Annotated in this window: 22 protein-coding genes; 13 read left to right on the forward strand and 9 right to left on the reverse strand. The window is 62.7% G+C overall.

Annotation, left to right across the window (positions count from 1 at the left end):
- Positions 1 to 62: 62 nt before the first annotated feature.
- The 9 genes from VNH11_34615 to VNH11_34655 all read left to right on the forward strand — a co-directional run bounded on the left by VNH11_34615 (position 63) and on the right by VNH11_34655 (position 6,663).
- Positions 63 to 1,247 (forward strand): CbiX/SirB N-terminal domain-containing protein, encoded by a 1,185-nt coding sequence (locus VNH11_34615; protein ID HVA51526.1) that lies wholly within the window; start codon positions 63 to 65, stop codon positions 1,245 to 1,247.
- 166 nt (positions 1,248 to 1,413) lie between these two features.
- On the forward strand, positions 1,414 to 1,788 hold the full coding sequence (locus tag VNH11_34620) for a DUF3209 family protein (protein HVA51527.1): 375 nt from the start codon (positions 1,414 to 1,416) through the stop codon (positions 1,786 to 1,788).
- A gap of 142 nt (positions 1,789 to 1,930) precedes the next feature.
- Positions 1,931 to 2,920: an aldo/keto reductase gene (locus tag VNH11_34625; protein HVA51528.1), complete on the forward strand. Its 990-nt coding sequence runs from the start codon at positions 1,931 to 1,933 to the stop codon at positions 2,918 to 2,920.
- A 159-nt stretch (positions 2,921 to 3,079) separates the two neighbouring features.
- The gene (locus VNH11_34630; GenBank protein ID HVA51529.1) at positions 3,080 to 3,712 is read left to right on the forward strand and encodes a precorrin-8X methylmutase; all 633 of its coding nucleotides are present in this window, start codon (positions 3,080 to 3,082) and stop codon (positions 3,710 to 3,712) included.
- 116 nt (positions 3,713 to 3,828) lie between these two features.
- On the forward strand, positions 3,829 to 4,134 hold the full coding sequence (locus VNH11_34635) for an NAD(P)H-dependent oxidoreductase subunit E (protein HVA51530.1): 306 nt from the start codon (positions 3,829 to 3,831) through the stop codon (positions 4,132 to 4,134).
- A 3-nt stretch (positions 4,135 to 4,137) separates the two neighbouring features.
- Positions 4,138 to 4,761: a 5,6-dimethylbenzimidazole synthase gene (gene bluB / locus VNH11_34640; protein HVA51531.1), complete on the forward strand. Its 624-nt coding sequence runs from the start codon at positions 4,138 to 4,140 to the stop codon at positions 4,759 to 4,761.
- 99 nt (positions 4,762 to 4,860) lie between these two features.
- The gene (locus VNH11_34645) at positions 4,861 to 5,118 is read left to right on the forward strand and encodes a hypothetical protein (protein HVA51532.1); all 258 of its coding nucleotides are present in this window, start codon (positions 4,861 to 4,863) and stop codon (positions 5,116 to 5,118) included.
- Positions 5,118 to 5,519 (forward strand): hypothetical protein, encoded by a 402-nt coding sequence (locus tag VNH11_34650; protein ID HVA51533.1) that lies wholly within the window; start codon positions 5,118 to 5,120, stop codon positions 5,517 to 5,519. The genes VNH11_34645 and VNH11_34650 overlap by 1 nt, the downstream gene beginning before the upstream one ends.
- A gap of 34 nt (positions 5,520 to 5,553) precedes the next feature.
- Positions 5,554 to 6,663, forward strand: a complete 1,110-nt coding sequence (locus tag VNH11_34655; GenBank protein HVA51534.1) for a cobalt-precorrin-5B (C(1))-methyltransferase — start codon at positions 5,554 to 5,556, stop codon at positions 6,661 to 6,663.
- 13 nt (positions 6,664 to 6,676) lie between these two features.
- Here VNH11_34655 and galE read toward each other — a convergent pair whose 3' ends face one another.
- Positions 6,677 to 7,660, reverse strand: coding sequence for a UDP-glucose 4-epimerase GalE (gene galE, locus VNH11_34660; GenBank protein HVA51535.1), 984 nt, complete (start codon positions 7,658 to 7,660; stop codon positions 6,677 to 6,679).
- A 185-nt stretch (positions 7,661 to 7,845) separates the two neighbouring features.
- Here galE and xerD point away from each other — a divergent pair, with 185 nt between their 5' ends.
- Entirely contained in the window at positions 7,846 to 8,790 is a 945-nt protein-coding gene (xerD, locus tag VNH11_34665) for a site-specific tyrosine recombinase XerD (GenBank protein ID HVA51536.1), read from the forward strand.
- Positions 8,791 to 8,793: 3 nt separating this feature from the next.
- Here the strand turns inward: xerD and VNH11_34670 are convergent, their stop codons facing one another.
- From VNH11_34670 to VNH11_34680, 3 genes are read right to left on the reverse strand one after another with little or no spacing between them, the layout of a single operon-like run.
- Positions 8,794 to 9,645: a hypothetical protein gene (locus tag VNH11_34670; GenBank protein HVA51537.1), complete on the reverse strand. Its 852-nt coding sequence runs from the start codon at positions 9,643 to 9,645 to the stop codon at positions 8,794 to 8,796.
- Positions 9,642 to 10,553, reverse strand: a complete 912-nt coding sequence (locus VNH11_34675) for a hypothetical protein (protein HVA51538.1) — start codon at positions 10,551 to 10,553, stop codon at positions 9,642 to 9,644. The genes VNH11_34670 and VNH11_34675 overlap by 4 nt, the downstream gene beginning before the upstream one ends.
- Positions 10,540 to 11,355, reverse strand: coding sequence for a hypothetical protein (locus tag VNH11_34680; protein HVA51539.1), 816 nt, complete (start codon positions 11,353 to 11,355; stop codon positions 10,540 to 10,542). The genes VNH11_34675 and VNH11_34680 overlap by 14 nt, the downstream gene beginning before the upstream one ends.
- A 277-nt stretch (positions 11,356 to 11,632) precedes the next feature.
- Between VNH11_34680 and VNH11_34685 the strand changes: the two genes are divergently transcribed.
- Positions 11,633 to 12,928: a Gfo/Idh/MocA family oxidoreductase gene (locus tag VNH11_34685; protein ID HVA51540.1), complete on the forward strand. Its 1,296-nt coding sequence runs from the start codon at positions 11,633 to 11,635 to the stop codon at positions 12,926 to 12,928.
- 359 nt (positions 12,929 to 13,287) lie between these two features.
- On the opposite strand, the gene VNH11_34690 is transcribed toward VNH11_34685, so the two are convergent.
- From VNH11_34690 to VNH11_34700, 3 genes are all read right to left on the reverse strand, one after another.
- Complete coding sequence (locus VNH11_34690) at positions 13,288 to 14,961, reverse strand: VWA domain-containing protein (protein HVA51541.1); 1,674 nt, start codon at positions 14,959 to 14,961, stop codon at positions 13,288 to 13,290.
- Between the two features lie 302 nt (positions 14,962 to 15,263).
- Positions 15,264 to 16,640, reverse strand: coding sequence for an ATP-binding protein (locus VNH11_34695; protein ID HVA51542.1), 1,377 nt, complete (start codon positions 16,638 to 16,640; stop codon positions 15,264 to 15,266).
- Between the two features lie 3 nt (positions 16,641 to 16,643).
- Entirely contained in the window at positions 16,644 to 17,327 is a 684-nt protein-coding gene (locus VNH11_34700) for a response regulator (GenBank protein HVA51543.1), read from the reverse strand.
- Between the two features lie 309 nt (positions 17,328 to 17,636).
- Between VNH11_34700 and VNH11_34705 the strand changes: the two genes are divergently transcribed.
- Together VNH11_34705 and VNH11_34710 are read left to right on the forward strand one after the other, a co-directional pair.
- Entirely contained in the window at positions 17,637 to 18,512 is an 876-nt protein-coding gene (locus VNH11_34705; protein ID HVA51544.1) for a hypothetical protein, read from the forward strand.
- Positions 18,513 to 18,629: 117 nt separating this feature from the next.
- Positions 18,630 to 18,959, forward strand: coding sequence for a hypothetical protein (locus VNH11_34710; GenBank protein HVA51545.1), 330 nt, complete (start codon positions 18,630 to 18,632; stop codon positions 18,957 to 18,959).
- A 90-nt stretch (positions 18,960 to 19,049) separates the two neighbouring features.
- Here the strand turns inward: VNH11_34710 and VNH11_34715 are convergent, their stop codons facing one another.
- Complete coding sequence (locus tag VNH11_34715; protein HVA51546.1) at positions 19,050 to 21,092, reverse strand: site-2 protease family protein; 2,043 nt, start codon at positions 21,090 to 21,092, stop codon at positions 19,050 to 19,052.
- Positions 21,077 to 22,312: a 1-deoxy-D-xylulose-5-phosphate reductoisomerase gene (gene dxr / locus VNH11_34720; GenBank protein ID HVA51547.1), complete on the reverse strand. Its 1,236-nt coding sequence runs from the start codon at positions 22,310 to 22,312 to the stop codon at positions 21,077 to 21,079. The genes VNH11_34715 and dxr overlap by 16 nt, the downstream gene beginning before the upstream one ends.
- Positions 22,313 to 22,478 lie beyond the last annotated feature (166 nt).

Below are 22,478 nucleotides of genomic sequence, written 5' to 3' on the forward strand. Positions count from 1 at the left end.
GCTCGCAAGCTCGCTGGTCCCACCCTACCTCGAATGCAAAGTCGATCGTTATCACCAAACCTATGCGTCCCATCGTCATCATTGTCGGCCACGGCAGCCGCGATGCCTCCGCCAATCAGGAGTTCGAGCAGCTCGTCGCGCGCTACCAGGCGCGTCGGCCCGATGTCGAGCTGCGCTATGGCTACGTGGAACTGGCCCAGCCCTCGCTGGGCGACGCGCTGGCCAATATCCCTGCCGACAACGAAGACGTGACGCTGCTGCCTCTGTTCCTGTTCGCGGCGGGCCATGTCAAGAACGACATTCCGTTGGCCTTGGCGACGGCCCGCCGGCAACATCCGAATGTGCAGTTTCGCGCCGCACGGGCACTGGGCGTTCACCCGTCGCTGGTGGACCTGGCGCTGGCACGGGCAGCAGAAGCATGCCCCGTCGGCGAGGTTGAAGCATCGCGGACGGCCGTGATCGTGGTGGGCCGCGGTTCGAGCGATCCGGACGCGAACGGCGATTTTTGCAAGCTGGCCAGGCTGATCGGCGAGGGGCACCCGTTCTCCTGGGTCGTGCCGTCGTTCATCGGCATCACTCGGCCGCGGTTCGAAGAGACGCTGGAGTTTGTGGCGCGTGCCCGGCCAGAGCGGCTGCTGGTGATTCCCTACCTGCTGTTCGCCGGGCGGCTGTTGACGCAGCTCGACGATCAGGTGGCGGAGTTTCGTGCCCGTTATCCGTGGATCAGGACGACGTTGGCGCCGCACTTGGGCGTACATCCGCGTCTGCTCGACGTGCTCGACGAGCGGCTGGCCGAGGCGCGCGAGGGCCAGGCGCCGCTCGCCTGCGACAACTGCCAATATCGCGTGGCACTGCCGGGCCGGGCTGAGAACGTGGGCGGCCTGCGGGCATTGCTCTGGAGTCTGCGGCACACGTTCACGCACGCCCAGGCGGCGCCGCACGTTCACGCTCATCGCCCGATGACCAAGCACGTGCTGGTCTGCGGCAACGTCGATTGCGCCGGGCGCGGCAGCATGCGGCTGGTCGAATCGCTGCGTCGCTTGCTGAAAGACGCCGGCCGCGAGCGCGATGTGCGCGTCACCGTGACGAGCTGTATGGGCCGTTGCGGCGAGGGGCCGACCGTAGCCGTTTATCCCGACGGAATCTGGTATCGTGGCGTGGCCGAGACCGACGCGGCCGAGTTGATGCACGAACACCTTTTGGCCGATCGGCTCGTCGCCAGGCTGGTCGACAACATCATGAGCTGATTTTCGATTGTGGATATTGGATTGCAACGGTAGGGTGGGACCAGCAAGCTTGCGAGCGCCGGCCCTCCGCAGGCGACGTCGTTTACGGTGGGCCACGGCGGGCCGGCGCTCGCAAGCTCGCTGGTCCCACCCTACGAATACGAACAAACCACTAGGAGTTTACAACATGGCTTGTCACGAGATTGCAGCCCTAAGATTGGGACTGATGCAGATTCTGGGCATCAAAGACGAGGCCGAGCGCCAGCACGAGCTGGCTGAGTTGAATCAGGGCGAGCCAGCGTCCGATACGCTACGTGTGCTCTCACAGTCGCGAGATTTCGGAGATCTGAAGCGGTTCTTCGAGACCGCGCTGGTCGAGTTGGAAGAGCGCGTCGCCCGCACCAAGGCCGACGACCCGCAGATGCCTTACTTGCGCACGCTGATCGTGCTGACCAAGAAGGTGGAGCTCGATTTGCGAAACCAGCTCGAGAGCATGACCCGCTTTTATCGCGATCTCGACGAGATGCACGACTTCGTCCACGAGATGTTTCCCGCAGTGTAGGGTGGGACCAGCGAGCTTGCGAGCGCCGGCCCACCGCGCGCGACGTCGTTGCGGTGCGCAACGTCGTTCATGGTGGGCCGGCGCTCGCAAGCTCGCTGGTCCCACCCTACGCACTTCAAACACCGCCTTTGGATCTACCACCATGGACTACATCAACTTAGGCCGCACCGGCGTCAAGGTTTCGCGGATCTGCCTGGGCTGCATGACCTACGGCAGCAAGAAGTGGCGCGAGTGGGTGCTCGAAGAAGACGAAAGCCGCCCCTTTTTCCGCCGCGCCTGCGAGGCGGGCATCAACTTCTTCGACACCGCCGACATGTATTCGCTCGGCGTGAGCGAGGAGATATTGGGTCGGGCATTGCAAGAATTCGGCCCCGGCCGCGATCGCGTGGTCATCGCCACCAAGGTCTGCCAGCCGATGGGCGACGATCCGAACCTGCGCGGGCTTTCGCGCAAGCACATCCGCCACTCGATCGACGCCAGCCTGCGACGACTCGGCACCGACTACGTCGATCTCTATCAGATTCACCGCTTCGATTACGACACGCCCATTGACGAGACGCTCGACGCGTTGAACGACGTCGTCAAGGCCGGCAAGGCGCTCTATCTGGGCGCCTCGTCGATGTTCGCCTGGCAATTCGCAAACATGCTGCACACGTCGGACCGGCTCGGCCTGAACCGCTTCGTGACGATGCAAAATCACTACAACCTTGTCTATCGCGAAGAAGAGCGCGAGATGATCCCGCTCTGCCGCTCGGAAGGCATCGGGCTGATTCCCTGGAGTCCGCTGGCCCGCGGCTTTTTGGCCGGCAACCGCCGCGGCCGAGAACAGGGATTTGGCGAGACGACGCGTTCGAAGACCGACGACTTCGCCCATAAGCTTTATTACCAGGACTCCGATTTCGCGGTCGTCGATCGCGTCAGCGAGATCGCCCGACAACGGGGAGTCTCGAACGCACAAGTCGCGCTGGCCTGGGTGCTGGCGCAGCCCGGCGTGACCGCGCCCATTATCGGAGCAAGCAAAATGCAGCATCTGGATGATGCGATTAGGGCGCTCGATCTTAAGCTCACTGACCTGGAGGTTGAGAGTCTGGCCGAACCGTATCGGCCGCACCCGGTGCTGGGCCATTCGTGAACTGTGACATTGCCGATACAAACCGCGTAAGGTGGGGCAAGCGAGCTTGCGAGCGCTGGCCCACCGTAAGCGACGTCCATCAAGGTGGGCCAGCGCTCGCAAGCTCGCTTGCCCCACCTTGCATTTTGCTTACTACGCATAGTCAAAAGAAACGAAACCATGACACGCATTCTCAATCCTGAAGCCATCGAGGCCGAGTCGTTCCGCATCATCGCCGAAGAACTGGGCGAGCATTCCTTCTCGCCCGATGAATTCGCGGTCGTGCAGCGGGCCATTCACTCGACGGCCGATTTCGAGTTTGCCCGGACGTTGCGGTTTGCGCCGGGCGCCATCCGTTCGGGCATCGAGGCGATTCGCGCCGGCCGCAGCATTGTGGCTGACGTGCAGATGATCCAGGCCGGCATCAACAAACCAGGCCTGAAAAAGTTCGGCGGCGAGGTGTACTGCTTCATCAGCGACGACGACGTGGTGGCCGCCGCCAAAGAGGCAGGCCTGACGCGGGCCATCATGTCGATGCGCAAAGCGTCGCAGCAGCTTCCGGGGGCGATCTACGCCATCGGCAACGCCCCGACCGCGCTCTTGGAGCTGGTAAAACTTGCCGACACGGCGCGGCCGTCGCTGGTCGTCGGCGTGCCGGTCGGCTTCGTCTCGGCCGCCGAATCGAAAGACGAGTTATCGCAGACCGACCTGCCATTTATCACCGCGCTGGGCCGCAAAGGCGGCACGCCAGTGGCGGTTTCGATTATCAACGCTCTTATCCGACTGGCAAACAAGGAAGACGGTAGACAGTAGACGGCAGACGGGGGATAGCTGCGAATGGAACCCCGTCTACCGTCTACCGTCTACCGTCTACCGTCTACTGTCTACCGTCTACCTTGCCGCACCAACCCAGGAGAATCACGACTTTCATGAAACCCTACAAATGGCACATGCTCGTCTGCACCGGACCGCGCTGCACGCAAGACGGCGAGTCGGAAGCGCTGTTCAGCTCGCTGGGCGAAAAACTCAAAGCACACGGACTCGACGCCGACGAAATCCGCGTCAAGCGGACGCGGTGCAGTTGCTTCGCCATCTGCCAGGGAGGACCGATCGTCGTGGTCCATCCCGATGGCACCTGGTATGAGCGCGTCACCGACGAGGTGCTCGACCGCATCCTTTCGGAGCATCTCAAGCAAGGGCAAGTCGTCGAAGACCACCTTTTTCATCAGGCGTAAGCGATGGACGTCTATGAGGCCATCTATAGCCGGCGCGATGTGCGGCATTTTCGTGCCGGACCGATCGACGATGCGGTGCTCAACCGCATCCTCGACGCGGCCCATCACGCCGGCTCGGTCGGCTTCATGCAGCCCTGGAACTTCATCGTCATCCGCGACATCGACACCCGCCGCCGCGTGAAATCGCTTTTCGAGCAGGAAAACGCCCGTGCGGCCGAAAACTACAATGGCCCCCGGCGTCAGCTTTACGATTCGCTCAAGCTGGAAGGTATTTTGGAGTCGACCGTGAACCTTTGCGTGACCTGCGACCGCTCGCGGGCCGGTCCCGTGCTGGGCCGCAACACCATCATCGACGCCGATCTTTATAGTACCTGCTGCGCTGTGCAAAACCTCTGGCTGGCGTCGCGGGCGGAAGGGGTCGGCGTTGGCTGGGTCAGCATCTTCGAGCCGCAGGCACTGACCGAACTGCTGAGCTTGCCCGAAACCGTCGTGCCGGTGGCGTATTTATGCGTCGGTTATCCGCAGGAGTTCCGCGACCGGCCGATGCTGGAAGAGGTCGGCTGGCGGGAGCGGCTCCCTTTGGACCAGGTGGTCTACTATGAACGTTGGGGCCAAGCAAAACGCTGATCCTTGGGACGAAGAACGGGACTGTGTCGAGCGGCATTTATCTTGCTCGCTTGCCAGAGTAAAATGAGTTTTGGCTTGCAACACCTGAGTTGAATTGATATGGCGACCTCGAAAACGATCCAGCAACTCAATCGCGAACTTGCCCAAAAACTGGCCGACGAGGGCCGGAACAACCCGCAATCCGTTTACGCCGGAAAGTTCGTCGGCATCGCAAACGGCCAAGTGGTCGTCGTTGCGGACAATTTGGACGAGCTAGATCGCCAGTTGCGGCAACTTGAACCCGATCCAACGAAAACCTTCGGCGTCGAAGTCGGGCGCGACTACAACGCGGTGCAGGAAATCTGGACGCTCGAGTAATGCCACGCGTTCACTGGCCGTTGCTCCATGATCGACCGGTCGTCGAGGTGATCCTGGCACTCGCCCAGGGCGGTCAGCAGATCGTGCGCAAGCTATTGGCCGACACGGGCGCCGGCGATCGAAATGCGGGCTTTGAACTTTTGCTGGACGAATACGATTGCCTACTGTGCGGCGGCATCCCGCTGCAACCAGTAGCCCTGGGCGGGGCTTACATCGGGCCTTATCCGGTTTATTCGATCCAGGTCCGCATTCCGCTGTTGGGGCTTCGAGAAGCGATACAGGTGGTCGGTGTGCCATCACCACCCGCTGGCTTTGATGGGATCGCGTGCTATCGGTTTCTCAATCGCTTCAACTACGGCAACTTTGCTAATCAAGACCAATTCGGCCTGGAGACTTTGTGACCGTCTTAGTGGCCGATGCACATCGCATTTTCCAATGATCGCTTCGGACAAGGCAGATCCGACTGAAACAAAGCGGCTCCGCTCGGGCTTTACCACCGGCGCTTGCAGCGCCGCGGCGGCCAAAGCGGCCACGCTGGCACTGTTGGCTCAGCAACCGGTTGCCGAGGTCGAAATCGCGCTGCCGATCGGACGAAAGCAGACGTTCGCCGTCGAACGGTGCGAATTCAGCCCCAGCGAGGCGACGTGCTCCGTCATTAAAGACGCCGGCGACGACCCCGACTGCACGCACGGCGCCCATCTCACGGCCACCGTCTCCTGGACCGATCAGCCCGGCGACGTCGTGCTCGACCGTGGGTCGGGCGTCGCCGTAATCAACAAGCCGGGCGTCGGTCTCGACGTCGGCGCGCCGGCCATCACTCCCGTACCGCGCCGCAACATCATCGACATGGTGCGCGAAGCGGCGGGCGAAGCGCTGGCCAATCGCGGGCTTCGCGTGGTCATCTCCGTGCCCGGCGGCGAAGAGATGGCCAAAAAAACGCAGAACGAGCGGCTGGGCATCTTGGGTGGTATTTCGATCTTGGGAACGACGGGCATCGTCGTGCCTTTCTCGACCGGAGCCTTCAAGGTGTCGATCACGCAGGGCATCGACGTGGCCCGCGCCGCCGGGCACGACACCATCGTGCTCACCACCGGCGGCAAAAGCGAAGAGTTCGCCATGAAGCTGCTCGGCCTGCCGACGGAGTGCTATGTGCAGATGGGCGATTTCGTCGGCTTCGCTCTCAAAGCCTGCGTGCAGCGAAAGGTGCGACGGATCGCCGTCTGCGGCATGCCGGGCAAGATGTCGAAGATCGCCAAGGGCAAGATGCAGACGCACGTGGCCGGCAGTGAGGTCGATCTGGAGTTCCTGGCCTCGATCGCGGCCGACTGCGGTGCCCCGGCCGAGGTGGTCGAGGAAGTGCGTGGCGCGAACACGGCCCGGCATGTTTCGGAGATTGTCGCCGCGCGGCAGGTGACCGGATACTGGGACGCCGTCGCCCAGCGCGTGGTGCTGGCCTGCCGGCAGCACATTCGCGAGGCGGCCGAAGTGGAGTGCGTGCTGACCGAGTTCAGCGGCCAGGTGATCGGGCGGTGGTCGAGTTCGTAGTTCTGCACAATGCTCAGTCGCCAAAGCCGTGCGGATGGCCGGAGTGCCAGCGCCATGCCGTGGCGACGATCGCGTCCAACTCGACGTACTTGGGCGACCAGTCGAGCGTGGAACGGGCCTTGCGTGAATCGGCCACCAGCTCTGGTGGGTCGCCGGGCCGGCGGGGGCCGATCTCTGTTGCGATGTTGCGACCGGTGACGCGGCGGCACGCTTCGATCACTTCCTTCACGCTGTGCCCCTCGCCGGTGCCCAGGTTCAAGTGCAGTCCCTGGCTGGGTGTCAAGCGTTCGAGCGCCTGAGCATGGGCGCTGGCCAGATCGTCCACATGAATGTAGTCGCGAATGCAGGTGCCGTCGCGGGTCGGATAATCGTCGCCGAACACGGTAATGTGGGTCCGTTGTGCCAGGGCCACCTGCAACACGAGAGGAATGAGGTGCGATTCAGGGGTATGGTCTTCGCCTAGGTCGCCGCGCGGGCTGGCGCCGGCGGCGTTGAAATAGCGCAGGGCGGCGTAGGCAAATCCATAGGCCCGTGCATAGTCTGCCAAGGCCCGTTCCACCGCCAGCTTGGTGAAGCCGTAAGGGTTGATCGGGCGTTGCGGCTCGTCTTCGCCGATCGGCACCCTTTCCGGTGCGCCGTACGTCGCGGTGGTGCTGGAGAAGACGATCTTGCGGACGCCCGAAGCGCGCATCGCTTCCAATAATGCCAGGCTCCCGCCCACATTGTTGGCGTAGTACTTGGCCGGATCGCTCACCGACTCGCCCACCAGGGCGAAGGCCGCGAAGTGCATCACGGCCTCGATTCGCTTTTCGGTCAACACGGCCGCCAGCTTCGATTGATCGTGCAGGTTGCCCTCAACCAGCCGGCCGGCCGCCACCGCCGAACGATGTCCCAGGCAGAGATTGTCGTAGACCCATATTTCGTGGCCGGCCATTTCCAGAAACCGGGTAGCATGACTGCCGACATATCCCGCACCGCCCGTCACCAGAATCTTCACGGAAAGCCTTTCGTCAAAAGAGTCACTATCGGTCCCTGGGGAATTCTAGCAGATTCTCGCGAGTCGCAGGCCGCCGTCTGCCGATGGTGCATCGTTGCGGCCAGGCGGGAGGATGGCCTTCCCAGGCCGCCACCGCTCGATATGACGGGCGAGGAAGCCCATCCTCCGTGGATGCCCCCCACTGCATGCCTAAGAAAACCGCCACCGCCGATCGAGCCACTGCCACCACCGCGGCTGTAAGCCCCGAACACCCTTGGGCCACGGCCTTTGCCGACTATCTACGCAGCGAATGCCACCTGGCCGACAACACCGTGATGGCGTATCGCCGCGATCTGAAGCGGTTTTACGAGTGGCTGGCCGGGCGAAAGATTGCGGCCCTCAGCGTGCAGGATCTGGCCGACTATGCGGGCTGGCTGCACGCTCGGAAACTCGCGCCGGCCAGCTTGGGCCGGCACCTGGTGTCGCTCAAGCTCTTTTTCCGCTATTTGCAGTTGGAAGGGATTCTCAAAGACAACCACGTCGAACTGTTGGGCAGTCAGAAACTTTGGCAGCGCGTGCCCAAGGTGTTGCCGCCCGAAATGATCGACCGCATGCTCTCCGCGCCCCGCAAGGCCGACCCCTGCTGGCGGCGCGACCGAGCCATGCTCGAAGTGTTATATGCCACCGGTTGCCGTGCCTCGGAGCTCTCGACCCTCAAACTGCGCGACGTGCATCTCGACGGCGGATACTGCCTCTGTCAGGGCAAGGGCGACAAGGAGCGGCTGGTTCCGCTCGGCCAACGGGCCATCGCCGCCGTCAAAGATTACTTGGAATACGAGCGATCCGCGTTGGCCGCAAAAACGCAGTCGGCGCCGGCCTGGCTGCTGCTCTCGCGCCGCGGGCAACGTCTGCGGCGCGAACGCATCTGGGAACTGGTTAAGGAGTACGCCCGGCGTGCCGGCGCTCCGGCCAGCGTCAGCCCCCACACCATGCGGCACAGTTTTGCCACGCACCTGCTGGCCGGCGGCGCCGATCTGAGGCAGGTGCAGGAGATGTTGGGCCACGCCAGCATCGCCACGACGCAAATCTACACGCACGTCGATCAGGCCCGGCTCAAGGCGATCCATCGCAAATTCCACCCGCGGGCGTGACCGTCACGTTCCATCGACCTCCGGCGGGGGCACCGACTTGCCGAAAAACTTCGTCAGGTCGATGCCGCCCTTCTCTTCTTCTTCGAGCAATTTGAGCCGCATTTCCAGACGCTCTACCCGGCGCAAGAGCGTGGGCAGCAGGAGCCTGGACTCGTCCATCGGCTTCGGCCGCGGCACCTGAGGGTAGTTCAGATGACGCTCCAACGCCGAGAAGAGCAACAGCGGATCGCGGCGGCGGTTGGCCAGCGCGATCTTGCCCTCCTTTTCGCCGAACAGCACCGGCTTTTCCGGGCCGGCCAGGTCGAGCCCCTGGCGCTGACGCACGTTGACGTAGTGGGGGCTGCGCACGTAGATCATGTCGGCGATGTCAACCAGCCCCACCTGCCGCCGGACCGTGGCGATCCATTCCCGCCAGGCGTCGTCGAAAATCGGGTCGCCGGCCACGGCGTCGAGGCCCTTGTCGTATCCCAGCCGGTTGCGGGAGAGGCACTCGAATTGATAGAGAAAGATGCCCTGCCGCGTGGCGCCATCGGCCCGATAACGGGCCTCGCGCTCCAGAATTTGCAAAGCGACGGTGAAATCGAAACGGCCGCGTTCGCGCTCGGCCTCGGCGATGACGAACGTCTGAAACGGCGTGAAATAGTGGGCCAACTTGGCCATGGCCGGCGCGAAAGTGCCGCTGTGCCGCAGCTCCGTCCGCAAAAAGTCGACCGCCATCGGCAGCCTGGTGGTCGAGAGCAGCTCTTCTCGCACCGTCCGCAGCAGGTCTTGCGTCGAAAGGTTCTGCTGCTGCCGTTCTCTCAGCACTTGAAAGAAATAGGCTTGTTCGACGTATTCCTCGCGCTCGAGCATCATCTGGGCAGGCCGGGCATCCAGCGTTCAAAATGGCAAGGCCCGGCATGCCTGACTTCAGTTCGTCCGCGCACGTTGCGAATATACAGTCGAAGAGGCTGCAGGCGCCAGACCGAGAAGGTGAGCTCGTCGCGCGACAGCAGTTCGGGCGTCTTGCCAAACAGTTCCGCGATTCGACGATCGGTCACATAGTTGCCGTGCAGGTACACGTATCGCGTGCAATGCTCGTATCCAAGGAGTCGCCAGTTGTCGGCCTCGTAGCTCGCTCCCGTGAATCCCAGGTTCGGATTGCAGTACGTTATGAGCGTTGTTGTCTCCGGCCGATTGATGGCGAGCCATCTGCGCAGCTTGGCAAGGGCAAAACTAATGGAGTTCTTTGGCGCCTCCGGGAACACGTAAACTCGTGACAACACGAGAGCCGATTCTTGCCAGCTCACGCCCCCTTGAGAAAGATTGCTGAGATCGAATGGAGACAGCGAGACCAAGGCCCACGGCCATTGCCGTGGGCTGAAGGTAAGTCCGAAATGCAGACTTCCCGGACGAAAGCTCATTAGGTAGTGGTAGTTTTCGAGAATGGGCTGTGCCACGTCCTCCGAAACCGGCTCGAAAACCGACCTTGTCAGTTGTAGGCTGCTCCCTCCTTGGGGAGCGAATTCCGCCGTTTCGCGTCTTGCGGACGCCAACCTGTCTCTGAGACGTATTGCTTCCGCAAAGATGGTTTCGTCGCGAAGCGCCAGTTCCCAGTCGAATCGCGGCAGGTGAAGGCTCAGTTGCAGGAAAAGCGAAAGCGAGTCGACGGGCGAATCGGGCCAACGCAGGCCATCCGTGAGCCTGTCGGCAATCGTCCGCAGCCTGGTGTGAAGTGCCGCAACCGCCTTGGCATCTGGTACTAGCGATTCAACCAGCGTCATGCGGAGCCACCTTTCTCACAGCCGGAAACAAAAGCGGGACTATTTCTTGAGCGGCTTGCTCCAGAAGGTTCTGGATCATTGGCAGTTGAACGTGGGTTGCCTTCGAATCCTCGTCGCTGTCAAGGTTCAAAACTCCAACACACTCGCCAGCACACATTACCGGGCTGCTGAGCACGGAATTTCTTGACTGCGCAGTCGGACTCGTTACGTCCTTCATATCTACGCGCTCGGCCTCGGACAAATCCGAGGCCCAGGCCCGCTGTACGAGCAAGCGCCACGCTTCCCCGCAGTTCCCCACGCCAATTGGGTATTCTTGAAGCAGCTCATCCGTCGAATACAGACCCGCGTAATCCACATGCTTGATCTTCAGCGCCTTGTCCTTGGTTTTCTTGCCGGCGGCGGGAAGGACCAACATGACGTTAAGGCGGAGATGGGAAGGAGGGGCTAGCCGTGCATCGGCCAGGACGTGGAGGTAAGACTCGCGAATGCCCCTGAGGAAGTACTGAACCGGGACTGTTGTTTCCGTGTACGGCGGCGGCGAGATTCGGCGGATTTTCACTTTAGGCTGAGGTTCGCCGGTCAGCACCCACGGACGGTAACGAAGAAGTAGTGCCACAAGAACACTCAATAGCGTCAAGAGTGAAACGGACGACACAAACAGGAAGGTCCGGTCCCATCCTTCTTCGATCATCACGGCCGCGCCAACCATGAGGCTCTCCGTAACCAGCACGACGAGCGCAAAGAAAGCGAACCCCGTCGTGATCCCCTTGATCAGCTTTTCGCGGCCGCGCGGGATGTCCATGGCGTTATGATTCGCAAGTCGTCTTAACGGAGCGGTGGAGTTCAATTTTAGCCATGGGTTGCCGGGTTGTCAGCCCGAACCAGCGCTGGCAGCGGTCCATCACCTCGAATTCTTCGCCCGCGAGATGCACCGCCCACCGTCCTGCGTGAACGGCCAGGACACCACTGGCCGCTGCCGACGGCACCACGCGCTTCAATCTCCTTCGGGCTTCAACTATAATGTTGCACCGGGCAGCCCGCCGTTCGCCACCTTCCTCGCCAGCCCACCGGAGACCCAAATGCCGACACGTCACCATCGCCGCGATTTTCTCAAGCACACCGCACTGGCCGGCTCGGCCTTGGCCGGCACCGGCTTTTTCAGCAGCCTGTCCGCGGCCGAAAGCAAGTCGCCCAACGAGAAACTGAACGTGGGCATGATCGGCACGGCCAACCAGGCCCGGTTCACCATGGGCAACGTCAGCCGGGAGAACGTCGTCGCGCTTTGCGATATCGACGACAATTATCTCGGCAAGGCCGGCCAAGAGTTTCCGCAGGCCCGGAAGTACAACGACTTTCGCAAGCTGCTCGAGCAGCCCGGCCTGGACGCCGTGGCGGTCTGCACGCCCGACCACATCCACGCGCCGGCCACCGTCATGGCACTGCGCATGGGCAAGCACGTCTACTGCGAAAAGCCGCTCACGCACAATGTATGGGAGGCCCGGCTCGTGGCCCAGACCGCGGCCAAGGCCAAGGTCGCCACGCAAATGGGCACGCAAATCCACGCCGGCGACAATTACCGCCGCGTGGTCGAGATCATCCAGTCGGGAGCGATCGGGCCGGTGCGCGAGGTCCACACTTGGGCGGGCAGGTCGTGGGGCGGCGGCGATCGACCGAAAGAGATGCCGCCGGTGCCGCCCAATTTGCACTGGGATCTTTGGCTTGGCCCCGCGCCCCAGCGGCCTTATCACCCGACCTATCTGCCGGCCAACTGGCGCAAGTGGTGGGATTTCGGCGGTGGCAACATCGCCGACATGGCTTGCCACCATATCGACCTGCCGTTCTGGGCGCTCAAGCTGCGGGCACCCTTGTCGGTCGAGGCGGAGGGGCCGCCGGTGCATCCCGAGACTTGCCCGTTGGGGCTGATCGTGCGTTACGAGTTTCCTTCCCGCGGCGAGCTGCCGCCGGTCAAGCTCACCTGGTACGACGGCGACAAGATCCCGTCGCAAATCGAGGGACTGGCGACGGGCGGCGGCGGCAACCTGTTTGTGGGCGAGCGCGGGATGCTGTGGGCCGATTACGGCAGTTGGCGGCTCTCGCCGGCGAGCGACTTCGCGGGTTACAAGCCGCCGGAGCCGACCATTCCGCGTTCGATCGGCCATCACGCCGAGTGGATCGCCGCTTGCAAGACCGGCAGCCCGACCACGTGCAACTTCGACTATGCCGGCGCGTTGAGCGAGGCCGTGTTGTTGGGCAACGTGGCGTATCGCGTCGGCCAGCGATTGGCCTGGGACGCCGCCGCGCTCAAGGCGACGAATTGCCCGGAGGCCGATCACTTTTTGCGCCGCGAATATCGCAAGGGTTGGGAACTGGCATAAACTCTTGTAGGGTGGAAAAAGCGAGCTTGCGAGCGCCGGCCCGCCATTGGCGACTCTTGTAGGGTGGGACCAGCGAGCTTGCGAGCGCCGGCCCACCATTGGCGACGGCGCTTGAGACCGCCGGCGCGCTGGAGATCACCCCCCACATGGTTCTCCGGGATGGATCACCAGCGCGCTGGAGATCACCCCACATGGTTCTCGGGATGGATCACCAGCGCGCTGGAGATCACCCCCCACATGGTTTCGCTGGGTGAGACCTCCAGCGCGATGGAGGTCTCTTTCCAGGAAAGCGACGTCGCTTACGGTGGGCCGGCGCTCGCACGCTCGCTGGTCCCACCCTACACCGCTTGCAGGACCTCTCATTGCGCAGACGAAGCTGCTGAGCCGAAGGCGGCACTGGCATGGCCAATCGCAGCAGCATTTTTCACCAACTCGATGAACTCGGCCCGATAACCGTGCTCGTCGGCACCGCGGCTGGCTTCGGCCAATTCGACGACGGCGCCCAAGGTGAGATTGCCTTTGTATTGGCTCTCACGCAGCAACAGACCAAAGCCGGCCACCGACGCGGCGAAGCGAAAATCTTCGCTGGCCTGAGCGTAGTTTCGCTTCTCGTCTTTCACGACGCTTTCGAGCAGCTTGCTGGTTTCGCCCTCAGGCTCTTTATAGCGGAGCTTGAGCGTCAGCAGTTCGTCGCGGTCGGCGGCCTCGATTGCTTCGACGGTATGCTGGTATTTCAACCCGTCGACCTCGGCCAAGAGCGCCTCGCCGCCGGCCGGCGCGAGTTCGTAGAGCGCGGTCACTGTGTGTCCGGCCCCAATTTCACCGGCATCCTTCTTGTCGTCGTTGAAATCCTCGGCCCGCAACAGCCGGTTCTCGTAGCCGATCAACCGATAGGCGGCCACCTGCCGCGGATTGAACTCAAGTTGCAGCTTGACGTCCTTGGCGATCGTCAGCAGCGTGCCGCCGAGCTGCTCGACCAGCACCTTGCGGGCTTCGTTGAGCGTGTCGATATAGGCATAGTTGCCGTTGCCGCGGTCGGCCAGTTGTTCCATCGTGGCGTCTTTGAGATTGCCGGCGCCGAAGCCGAGCACGCTCAAGAAGACGCCGCTCTTGGCCTCGTCTTCAATCAGCCGCGTGAGCGAGCCTCGGTCGGTGAGGCCGACGTTGAAGTCGCCGTCTGTGCAGAGAATGACGCGGTTGGCGCCGCCCTTGATGAACTTCTCGCGGGCGACGTTGTAGGCCAATTGGATGCCCGATCCGCCGTTCGTCGAACCGCCGGCCTCGAGCGCGTCGAGCGCCGCCAGGATGGTTTCCTTATACAAGCCCGACGTTGACGGCAGCACCAGGCCCGACGAGCCGGCATAGACGACCATCGCCACGCGGTCGTTCTCGCCCAGCTTATCGACCAGCAAGTGCAGCGCGCTCTTCAGTAGCGGCAGCTTGGCGGGACCGTCCATCGATCCGGAAACATCGATCAGAAACACCAGGTTGCCCGCCGGGCGGTTCTGCAGGTCGATCTCGCGGCCCTTGAGTGCGATCCGCAACAAGCGATGCTTGGGCTGCCACGGGCAGCCCGCGACTTCGGCATGAACGGCAAACGACTGGTCGTCGGTCGGCGGAGCATAATGATAGCCGAAATAGTTCACCAACTCTTCGATGCGTACCGCGTCCTTGGGCGGCAGCGAGCCGCCGTTGAAAAAGCGCCGCACGTTCGCATAAGAAGCGGTATCGACGTCGATCGAGATTGTCGACAGCGGGTTCTGGCGGACGTTGAGGAACGGATTTTCGTCGATGCGGTCGTAGGATTCGATATTGAAGGCGTCGCCTTCGTCGAGCGGCGCTTCTTCGGCGGCCGGTGATACGGAGGGAGCGTCGGCGGCGACCGCGGCGCATACTTGCGATTTGGCAGGCGCCATGGCCGCCGGCTCGACGAACTTTTGCCCCTCGTTTCGGGTGCAACTCGCAAGAGGCAGTGAGACAAGGAGAACGAACGCGACGATCTGCGCGCAGCGCGACGCTTGGTTTTGCCACATGGGCATGGCCTCCTCAAATGAAGTGGTGGAATTGCAACGAATGCCTACTAAAGAGACGCCGCCGGCGACGGAAAAATTCCCGCCGGGGAGAAAAAAATGGGAGAATGGCCTTCCTCGTGCTCTGTCAGCCGTCGATTGATGGATCGATCCCGAAAGCAGCGACGGTGGTTGGGGCAGAGCTTGGCCAGAACCGGCCCGGCTTGAGGATACGCTCTGCGGCCAAGCGATGCCCCGGTTTGACGCGCTGGCATCCATCCATCGACGACGGACGGAGCGTTAGGCAATAGGCGTGTGGGCGTTGCCTACGCGGCCGGCAAGCGCACGAAGAACGTGCTCCCCTGGCCGGGCGCGCTTTCCACCGTCACGTCGCCGCGATGGGCCAAGGCAATGTGCTTGACGATCGCCAGGCCCAGGCCCGTGCCGCCCATCTTGCGGCTGCGCGCCTTGTCGACCCGGTAGAAACGCTCGAACAACCGCGAGTGGTGCTCTTCGGCGATGCCGCAGCCCTGGTCCTTCACCGCAATCACCGCCTGGCCGGCGTCGCAGTAGCCGCTCAACCACACCCGGCCGCCGGGCTCGCTGTGCTTGATCGCGTTGTCGAGCAGGTTGATGACGGCTTGCTCCAAAAGATCGGGCTTCATGCGGGCTGAAACATCGCTGCCGCAATCGAGCAAAACGTCGATCTTCCGTTCGGCCGCCCGAACGGCGCAGTCTTGCACCGCCCCTTGCAACACCTGGTCGATGCGGCCGACGGCGAGCGAAATGTCGCCGCCCTCGGCTTCCTTTTCGATCCGCGCCAGGCTGAGCAGGTCTTCGATGATGGCGTTCAGGCGATCGGCCTGTCTGGCGATGATTTGCAAAAAACGCTCGGCATCGTGGCGGTCGGCCAGCGCGCCGTCGAGCAGGGTCTCGACGAAGCCCTTGATCGACGTGATCGGCGTGCGCAGCTCGTGCGAAACGTTGGCCGCGAAATCGCGCCGCAGATTCTCGAGCTGCCGCAACCGCGACACGTCGTTGAGCACGATCACCGCCCCGATGCCGCGGCCGTAAGAATCGCGCAACGCCGTGCCGTTGGCTTGCAGCACCCGGTTTCGCCCGTTGCGCAGAATCACGTTGCCTTCGACCGGCTGATTGCAGATCAGTGCGTTGGCGACGAATCGCCGCAGGTCGGCATTGCGGACCACCTCTTGCAGCCCGCGCCCCTCGATTTCTTTGGCATCGGCGCCCAGCAGCTTGGCCGCCGCGGCGTTCACGCTGATCACCCGCTGGTCGGTATCGACCGCCAACACGCCTTCGACCATGCTCATCAAGACCGCCTCTTGCTCGTTGTTGCGGCGGGCCAGCGACAGGTACGACGCCTCCAGCTTCTCGGCCATGGCGTTGAAGGCGTCGGCCATTTCGGCCATTTCGCGGCTGTCGGGCATCCACAGACGCTCGCTGAGATGGCCCGACGAGAACCGTTCCGCCGCCGCTTTCAAGCGCTGCATCGAACGGGCGACGGACTGGCCAATCAGCCAACTCACGGCCAGCGCCAGGCCCACCACCAGCGGCCCGGCGAGCAGCCATCGCGCCGCGACGCTGTTCACAAACCGCGAGATCAGCCCGATCGAGGCCAGCGAGGCGACCAGCAGGGTGAGGACTTGCGGAAAGAGGTGCCAGAAGAGCCTCTTCGAGGGCATCGTCTATTCCTTGAACCGATAACCGACTCCGCGCACCGTTTCGATATACTCGCCGAATTCTCCCAGCTTTTTGCGCAGCCCGGCCACTTGCACATCGACCGACCGTTCGGTGACGGGGTAATCGTCGCCCTTGACGGCATCGACGATCTGGCTGCGCGAAAAGGCCCAGCCCGGCCGCTGCGCCAAGAAGTGCAGCAGGCGAAACTCGGTGAGCGTGAGCGAGAGCGGCTTTCCGGCGGCCAGCACCTCGTGCCTGCCCGGATGAATCACCAGCTCGCGGGCCTGGATCGTGGCATCGGGGCTGGCGGGCTCGTGTTTGCGGCGCAGCACCGCCTTGATGCGGGCGATGAGCACGCGCGGACTGAACGGCTTGGTGATGTAGTCGTCGGCCCCCAGTTCCAGGCCCGTCACCATGTCGGCCTCTTCGCCTTTGGCCGTCAGCATTACGATCGGCACGTGCTTGGTGCGCGTGTCGTTCTTCAGCAGCTTGCAGACTTCCAGGCCATCGACGCTGGGCAGCAGCAAGTCGAGCACGATCAGGTCGGGCGGATTGGTGCGCGCCTCGCGCATGGCGTCTTCGCCCGTCACGACGCAATTGACCCGGTAACCTTCTTTCGAAAGGTTGTAACGAATCAGCTCCAAAAGGTCTTCCTCGTCGTCGACAACGAGGATGCGCTCTTTCGGCATCGGGCGCCTCGTAAAGGGATGGGGGACTCTTTGAGAGGTTAGAGATACCATCACGGTGTTAGTGTTCAGTTAGGATTCAGTACGGTTTAACCCATCCAGCATATCGGATTTGCCGGCCGAGGGCAGTGCCCCGGCCTTACGGCTGACCCGCCAGAGACCGGCGCGCGAAGGCCGGCACAGCGCCATAAACATGTTGCCAGCGATGCCTTAGACCCTTATCATCAAAGGTGATGCGCCTGCCTGAGAACGTGCCTTTCGCCTTTCCGGCGGGCATTCCTGTCTTAAACCTCGGAAACAGTGGAGGCGGTCATGAAGCGGCCAGTCACGATTACGTCGGTGTTGGCAATTGTCGCAGTGTTGTTTTCGGCCGCCGGCGAGGCGGCCCCACGCAAGCCGGCCAGCAAAGGCCGTTCATCGGGCGGCTACGGCGTCGATCCTTCGGCCCAGAAGGTCGATCTGTTCAAGGCCGCCGAAGGCAAGCAGGTCAATGCGCAGGTTCTCGTGCAATCGCCGGGGCTCGCCACGCTGACGCTGACCAATCTCTCGCAGAATCCGCTGAACGTCGAAGTGCCGTTGTACATGGCAGCCGAACCGGCTTTGAAGGGTTTCGGGAAAATTCCGACGCCGCAAACCCTGGCCCTGGCGATCGATCCGCGATGGACCGCCGGCGTCGAGAAAAAAGGCAGGAAGACCGGCGTCAAGACGAGCCGGAAAGGCAAAGACGACGACGCGAAAGACGAGAAGAAGCCGGACGAAACGAAGGACGAGGCGAAGGACGCCAAGAAAGACGAGAAGAAAGCCGATTCGGGGGTTGCGCTGGTTCCGTTGCCGGCCGGCGAGGTGCGGCAATTGCCCTTGTTCTCGCTCGGCCTTGAGATGCCCACCACACGACCCGCGCCTGCCGCCGGTTTGGCTTACCAACTGGCGGATTTCGACAAGCGGATTCAAGCCCCGGAGATGAAAAAGTTGATGGAGCACCTGGTGCAAGGCACCGTTCCGCCCGACAGCGGGCAGCTTTTGGCCTGGCACTACCACGGCCGCTTGAGCTGGGAGGAGATGGGCACCACGGGCCTGATCGCGCTAGCGCAACTCCAAGCGGCTCAGCACTATGCCGAGATTGTCGAAGGCCGCGCGGCGCCCGACGCTGCCGCGCCGCAAACCGCCAGCAAGAAAAGGAAACGCTGAGCCGGCGTGCCCTGGCGCGGCGTCTGGGGCGGAGTCGCGTTATCATCTCATTCATGAAACCGCAGACAGATCCAAAAGTTGACTACGCTTTCAAGCACGTGTTCGGACGCAGAGCAGTTGGATGCGGACGTCCTGCCCGATCCGTTGAATGTGCCGGAAGTCCGCTGGGCATTGGGAGACTTGCTTATGATCTCACAGAGTGACCGCGAACGTGAGCTCTATCAATCGCGACTCAAAATGCGGCGTGACATGAATGCGGTGCGAGACGAAGGACGAGCGGAAGGACGAGCGGAGGAGCGGCGAGCATTCATTCGGTCCCTGCAGGCGGCACTGCACGAGGACGCGATGTCTATGGAACAGTTGGAAGCATTCTCGCTGCCGGAGCTGGAAAGTCTTATGGGTCGCCTGCAAGCCGAGTTGAACGTGAAGCTGTCGAACCGCTCGTAAGCGCGAAGCTGGCCAACGGGCCGTGAGGTCACGCCTCCGCCTCCAGAGCCTCGTCATTCGACCGATCCGCGGAAGCCAGAAAACGAAACGCTAGCCGCGCGAGATCAGGCCCACGTCGAGCAGCAACACAAACAGCATCAGGCTGGCCAGGAAAAACAGGCCGGCGAACTGAAAGTACGCCACCACCTGCTCGCTGACCGGCTTGCCGCGCACGCCTTCGGCCGCCAAAAACACCATGTGCCCGCCGTCGAGCATGGGAATCGGCAGGAAATTCAAGACCGCCAGGTTGGCGCTCAGCATTCCCAAGAACAGCAGGAAGGGCGACATCCCTTCCGAGGCCGTGGCGCCGGCCTGCTTGGCAATCTCCACCGGTCCGCCCATGCCTTTCACCGATACCTGGCCCGTCATGATCTTACGCAGAAACCGAAACACCAATGACAACGAATACTTCGTCTCGCGCCATCCCAGCGTCACCGCCTGCGGCAGCGTGTCGGCCTTCTGCGTGACCAGCACCGGCGCAAACAGCAAGCCCCGGTCTTGGTTAAACCAATCGCCGGAGAGCTTGGGTTCCAGCGTGATCGTGCGATCGCCCGTCAATTGCAGCTCCAGGCGCGTCTCCGGAAGTAGTTGTTGAACGACGTCGAAGACCAGCGGCCAGTTTCGTTCTTCAGCGAAATCGATCTCCTTGATCTGCTGCAGATTCTTGCGGCCGTATTTCTCCACTTGCATCGTTTCGTCGGGAGGCAGTAAGCGTGCCTTCTCGATCGTGTCGCCGGGGTTCACGCCGGCGGCGGCAGCCGGACTGTCGGCCTCAATCGCGGCGACTTTGTTCTCGACCTCGACTGCCACGCCCAATGCGGGAACCGCCACCGGGCTATCTTCTCCGGGCATCGTGTTGTCAAAGGCGTTCCGGTCCAGGACCACGTCTTTGGTCAACGTTTGCCCGCCACGTGAGATGGTGACCTTCGCGGCAGCCGCTTCGCGCTGTTGAAGCCGTTCCGCCAGCCGCATCGGATCGCCGGGGGCCTCGCCGTCGATCTCTTTAATCAGATCGCCGGCACGGATGTCTGCCGCTTCCGCGGGCGAGCCGGCCTGCACCGCCACGATCTTGCCCACGGCCATGACCAAGCCAAACGTCCGCATCGGCACGGGAGGAACCTCCACGTCGAGGCGTTCGACCGTCGCTGGTTGATCGGCCGATTTTGCCTCATCCTTTTCCGCCCGCTCGACCGTAAACGTCAGCTTTCTATCGCCATTTGCCAGAGCCTGGTCGAGCTGCCACCCTTCCTGAACCGCCCTGTCGTTGACGGCCACAATGCGGTCGCCGGCCTTGAGACCGACGGGGCCCGAAAACGTTCCGGGCAGCACCAAGACGAGCTGGTTCGTGTGCCCGTTGCTCATGCCGATCAGGGGAACCAGTTTCCTCCGCCGCGGAAAAACTTTGATCTTCAACAACTCATCGACGCCGGGCCGCTTGACAACGAAATCGACACCCTGGTCGATGTCGCCCAGCGAAACGCCGGTTTGAAGATCGCGAAACGTTGGATTCTTAACGCCGGCGATCTGCCGAACTTCGTCGCCGTCCTGCAAGCCGGCCTCCCACGCCGGCTCGCCCGGAAAAACCTTGCCCACCACGCAGGCAATTTGTTCCACGCCCATGCCGTAGGCGATGCCGCCCACCACGAAGGCGAAAATCACGTTCATAATCACGCCGGCGGAGATGATGGCCATCCGCTGCGGAACGCTCTTGGCCATGTAGCTGCGCGGGTCGAAGACCGATTCGCCCTCCGGCGGGGCTTCGCCTTCGGCGACCTTGAGCTTGGCGCGCTCGGTCTCCTCGTGCAGTTTGCTGGGGTTGTCGTCCTGGCCCAGCATCTTCACGTAGCCGCCCAACGGCAGCACGCCGACGCCATACTCGGTCTCGCCCCATTTGTATTTGAACAGCTTCCAGCCGCCGATGTCGAAGCCGAGATAGAACTTCTCGCACTTCACGCCGCACGCCTTGGCCACCGCGAAGTGGCCCAGTTCATGCACGAAAATCACCATGCCGATGCCGACGGCCACCTGCAAAATGATGGGCCAGTTTTCCGGCTTCAGGAACCAGTCGATGCCCCCGATCAAGTACCAATGCAACGCACAACCTCCTGGCGCGCCCAGCCGTCGAGCACGAGCAACCGGTCGAGCGACGGGGACGGATCGAAATGATGATGTTCGAGCACGCTTTTTACCAGCGGCACGATTTGAGTGAACTTCAACTTGCCTTTGAGAAAGCCGGCCACGGCCGCTTCGTTGGCCGCGTTCAGCACCGCCCCGGTGGTGCCGCCGCGGCGTGCCGCCTCCATGCCCAGCCCCAAGGCCGGGTAACGCTCGGCGTCGGCCGGCTCGAACTCCAGCCGGCACGACCGCGTCCAATCGAACTTGGCCGCCACGCCCGGCTGCCGCTCAGGATAGGTCAACGCATATTGAATGGGCAGTTTCATGTCGGGCGGGCTAAGCTGGGCGATCACCGAGCCATCGACCCACTCGACCATCGAGTGGACGATCGACTGCGGGTGGATCACCACCGCAATCTGGTCGGCGTCGAGATCGAACAGCCAACGGGCCTCGATGATCTCCAACGCCTTGTTCATCAACGTGGCCGAGTCGACCGTGATCTTCGGCCCCATCTTCCACGTCGGATGGGCCAGAGCGTCGTCGACCGTGACCTTCGCCAATTGTTCGGGAGTGTAGTTGCGGAACGGGCCTCCGCTGGCCGTGAGCACGATCCGCCGCAGCTCGCTCCGCCGGCCGGCCTGCAGGGCCTGAAAAACGGCGCTATGCTCGCTATCGACCGGCAGGATCGCTGTTTTGCGTTGGCGGGCCAACTCCGTGACCAGCGGCCCGGCCATGACCAGCGTCTCTTTATTGGCCAGGGCGATGGTCTTGCCGGCTTCCAGGGCGGCCCACGTTCCCCGCAGACCGGCACTGCCGACGATGGCCGAAACCACCACATCGACCTCCGAGGAGGTGACGGCCCGCTCCAGTCCCTCCGGGCCGACAAGCAATTCTACGCCGCCGGGCAGCGGGGGCCAGGGATGCGCCTTTGCCGCGGCGGCATCGGTGGCGATCAACCAGCGCGGCCGCACCTCGGTCGCCTGCCGGGCCAACTCCGCCAGGCTGGCATGGGCCGAAAGGGCCGTGGCGGCCAGTTTGCCGCTTGAGGCGCCGATGACTTCCAGCGTGCTTTTGCCGATGCTGCCAGTCGAGCCGAGAACAGCGACACGGGTGACGTGGGGCTTGGGCACAGGGCTGAAAAACGGGAAAGGGCTGGCCTGGGCCGGTATGATTTCGGCGGAAGGCGAAACGCTGCTCATGGCCGTGGGTTCCTGGCGTTAATTACTGATGCAACTTGGGGTTCCGACCGGCCAGCCGCATTGTAAGCCTGCCGGCCGCTCGCCGACAAGCGAAGAATCGGCCCGTGGGCCGTCGCCCGCCGCGGCGTTGTACCTTTGCTAGTCTAGGGCATACTATGTCAGGGAG

Source organism: Pirellulales bacterium (genome assembly GCA_035533075.1).
In the GTDB taxonomy this organism is placed as follows: domain Bacteria; phylum Planctomycetota; class Planctomycetia; order Pirellulales; family JAICIG01; genus DASSFG01.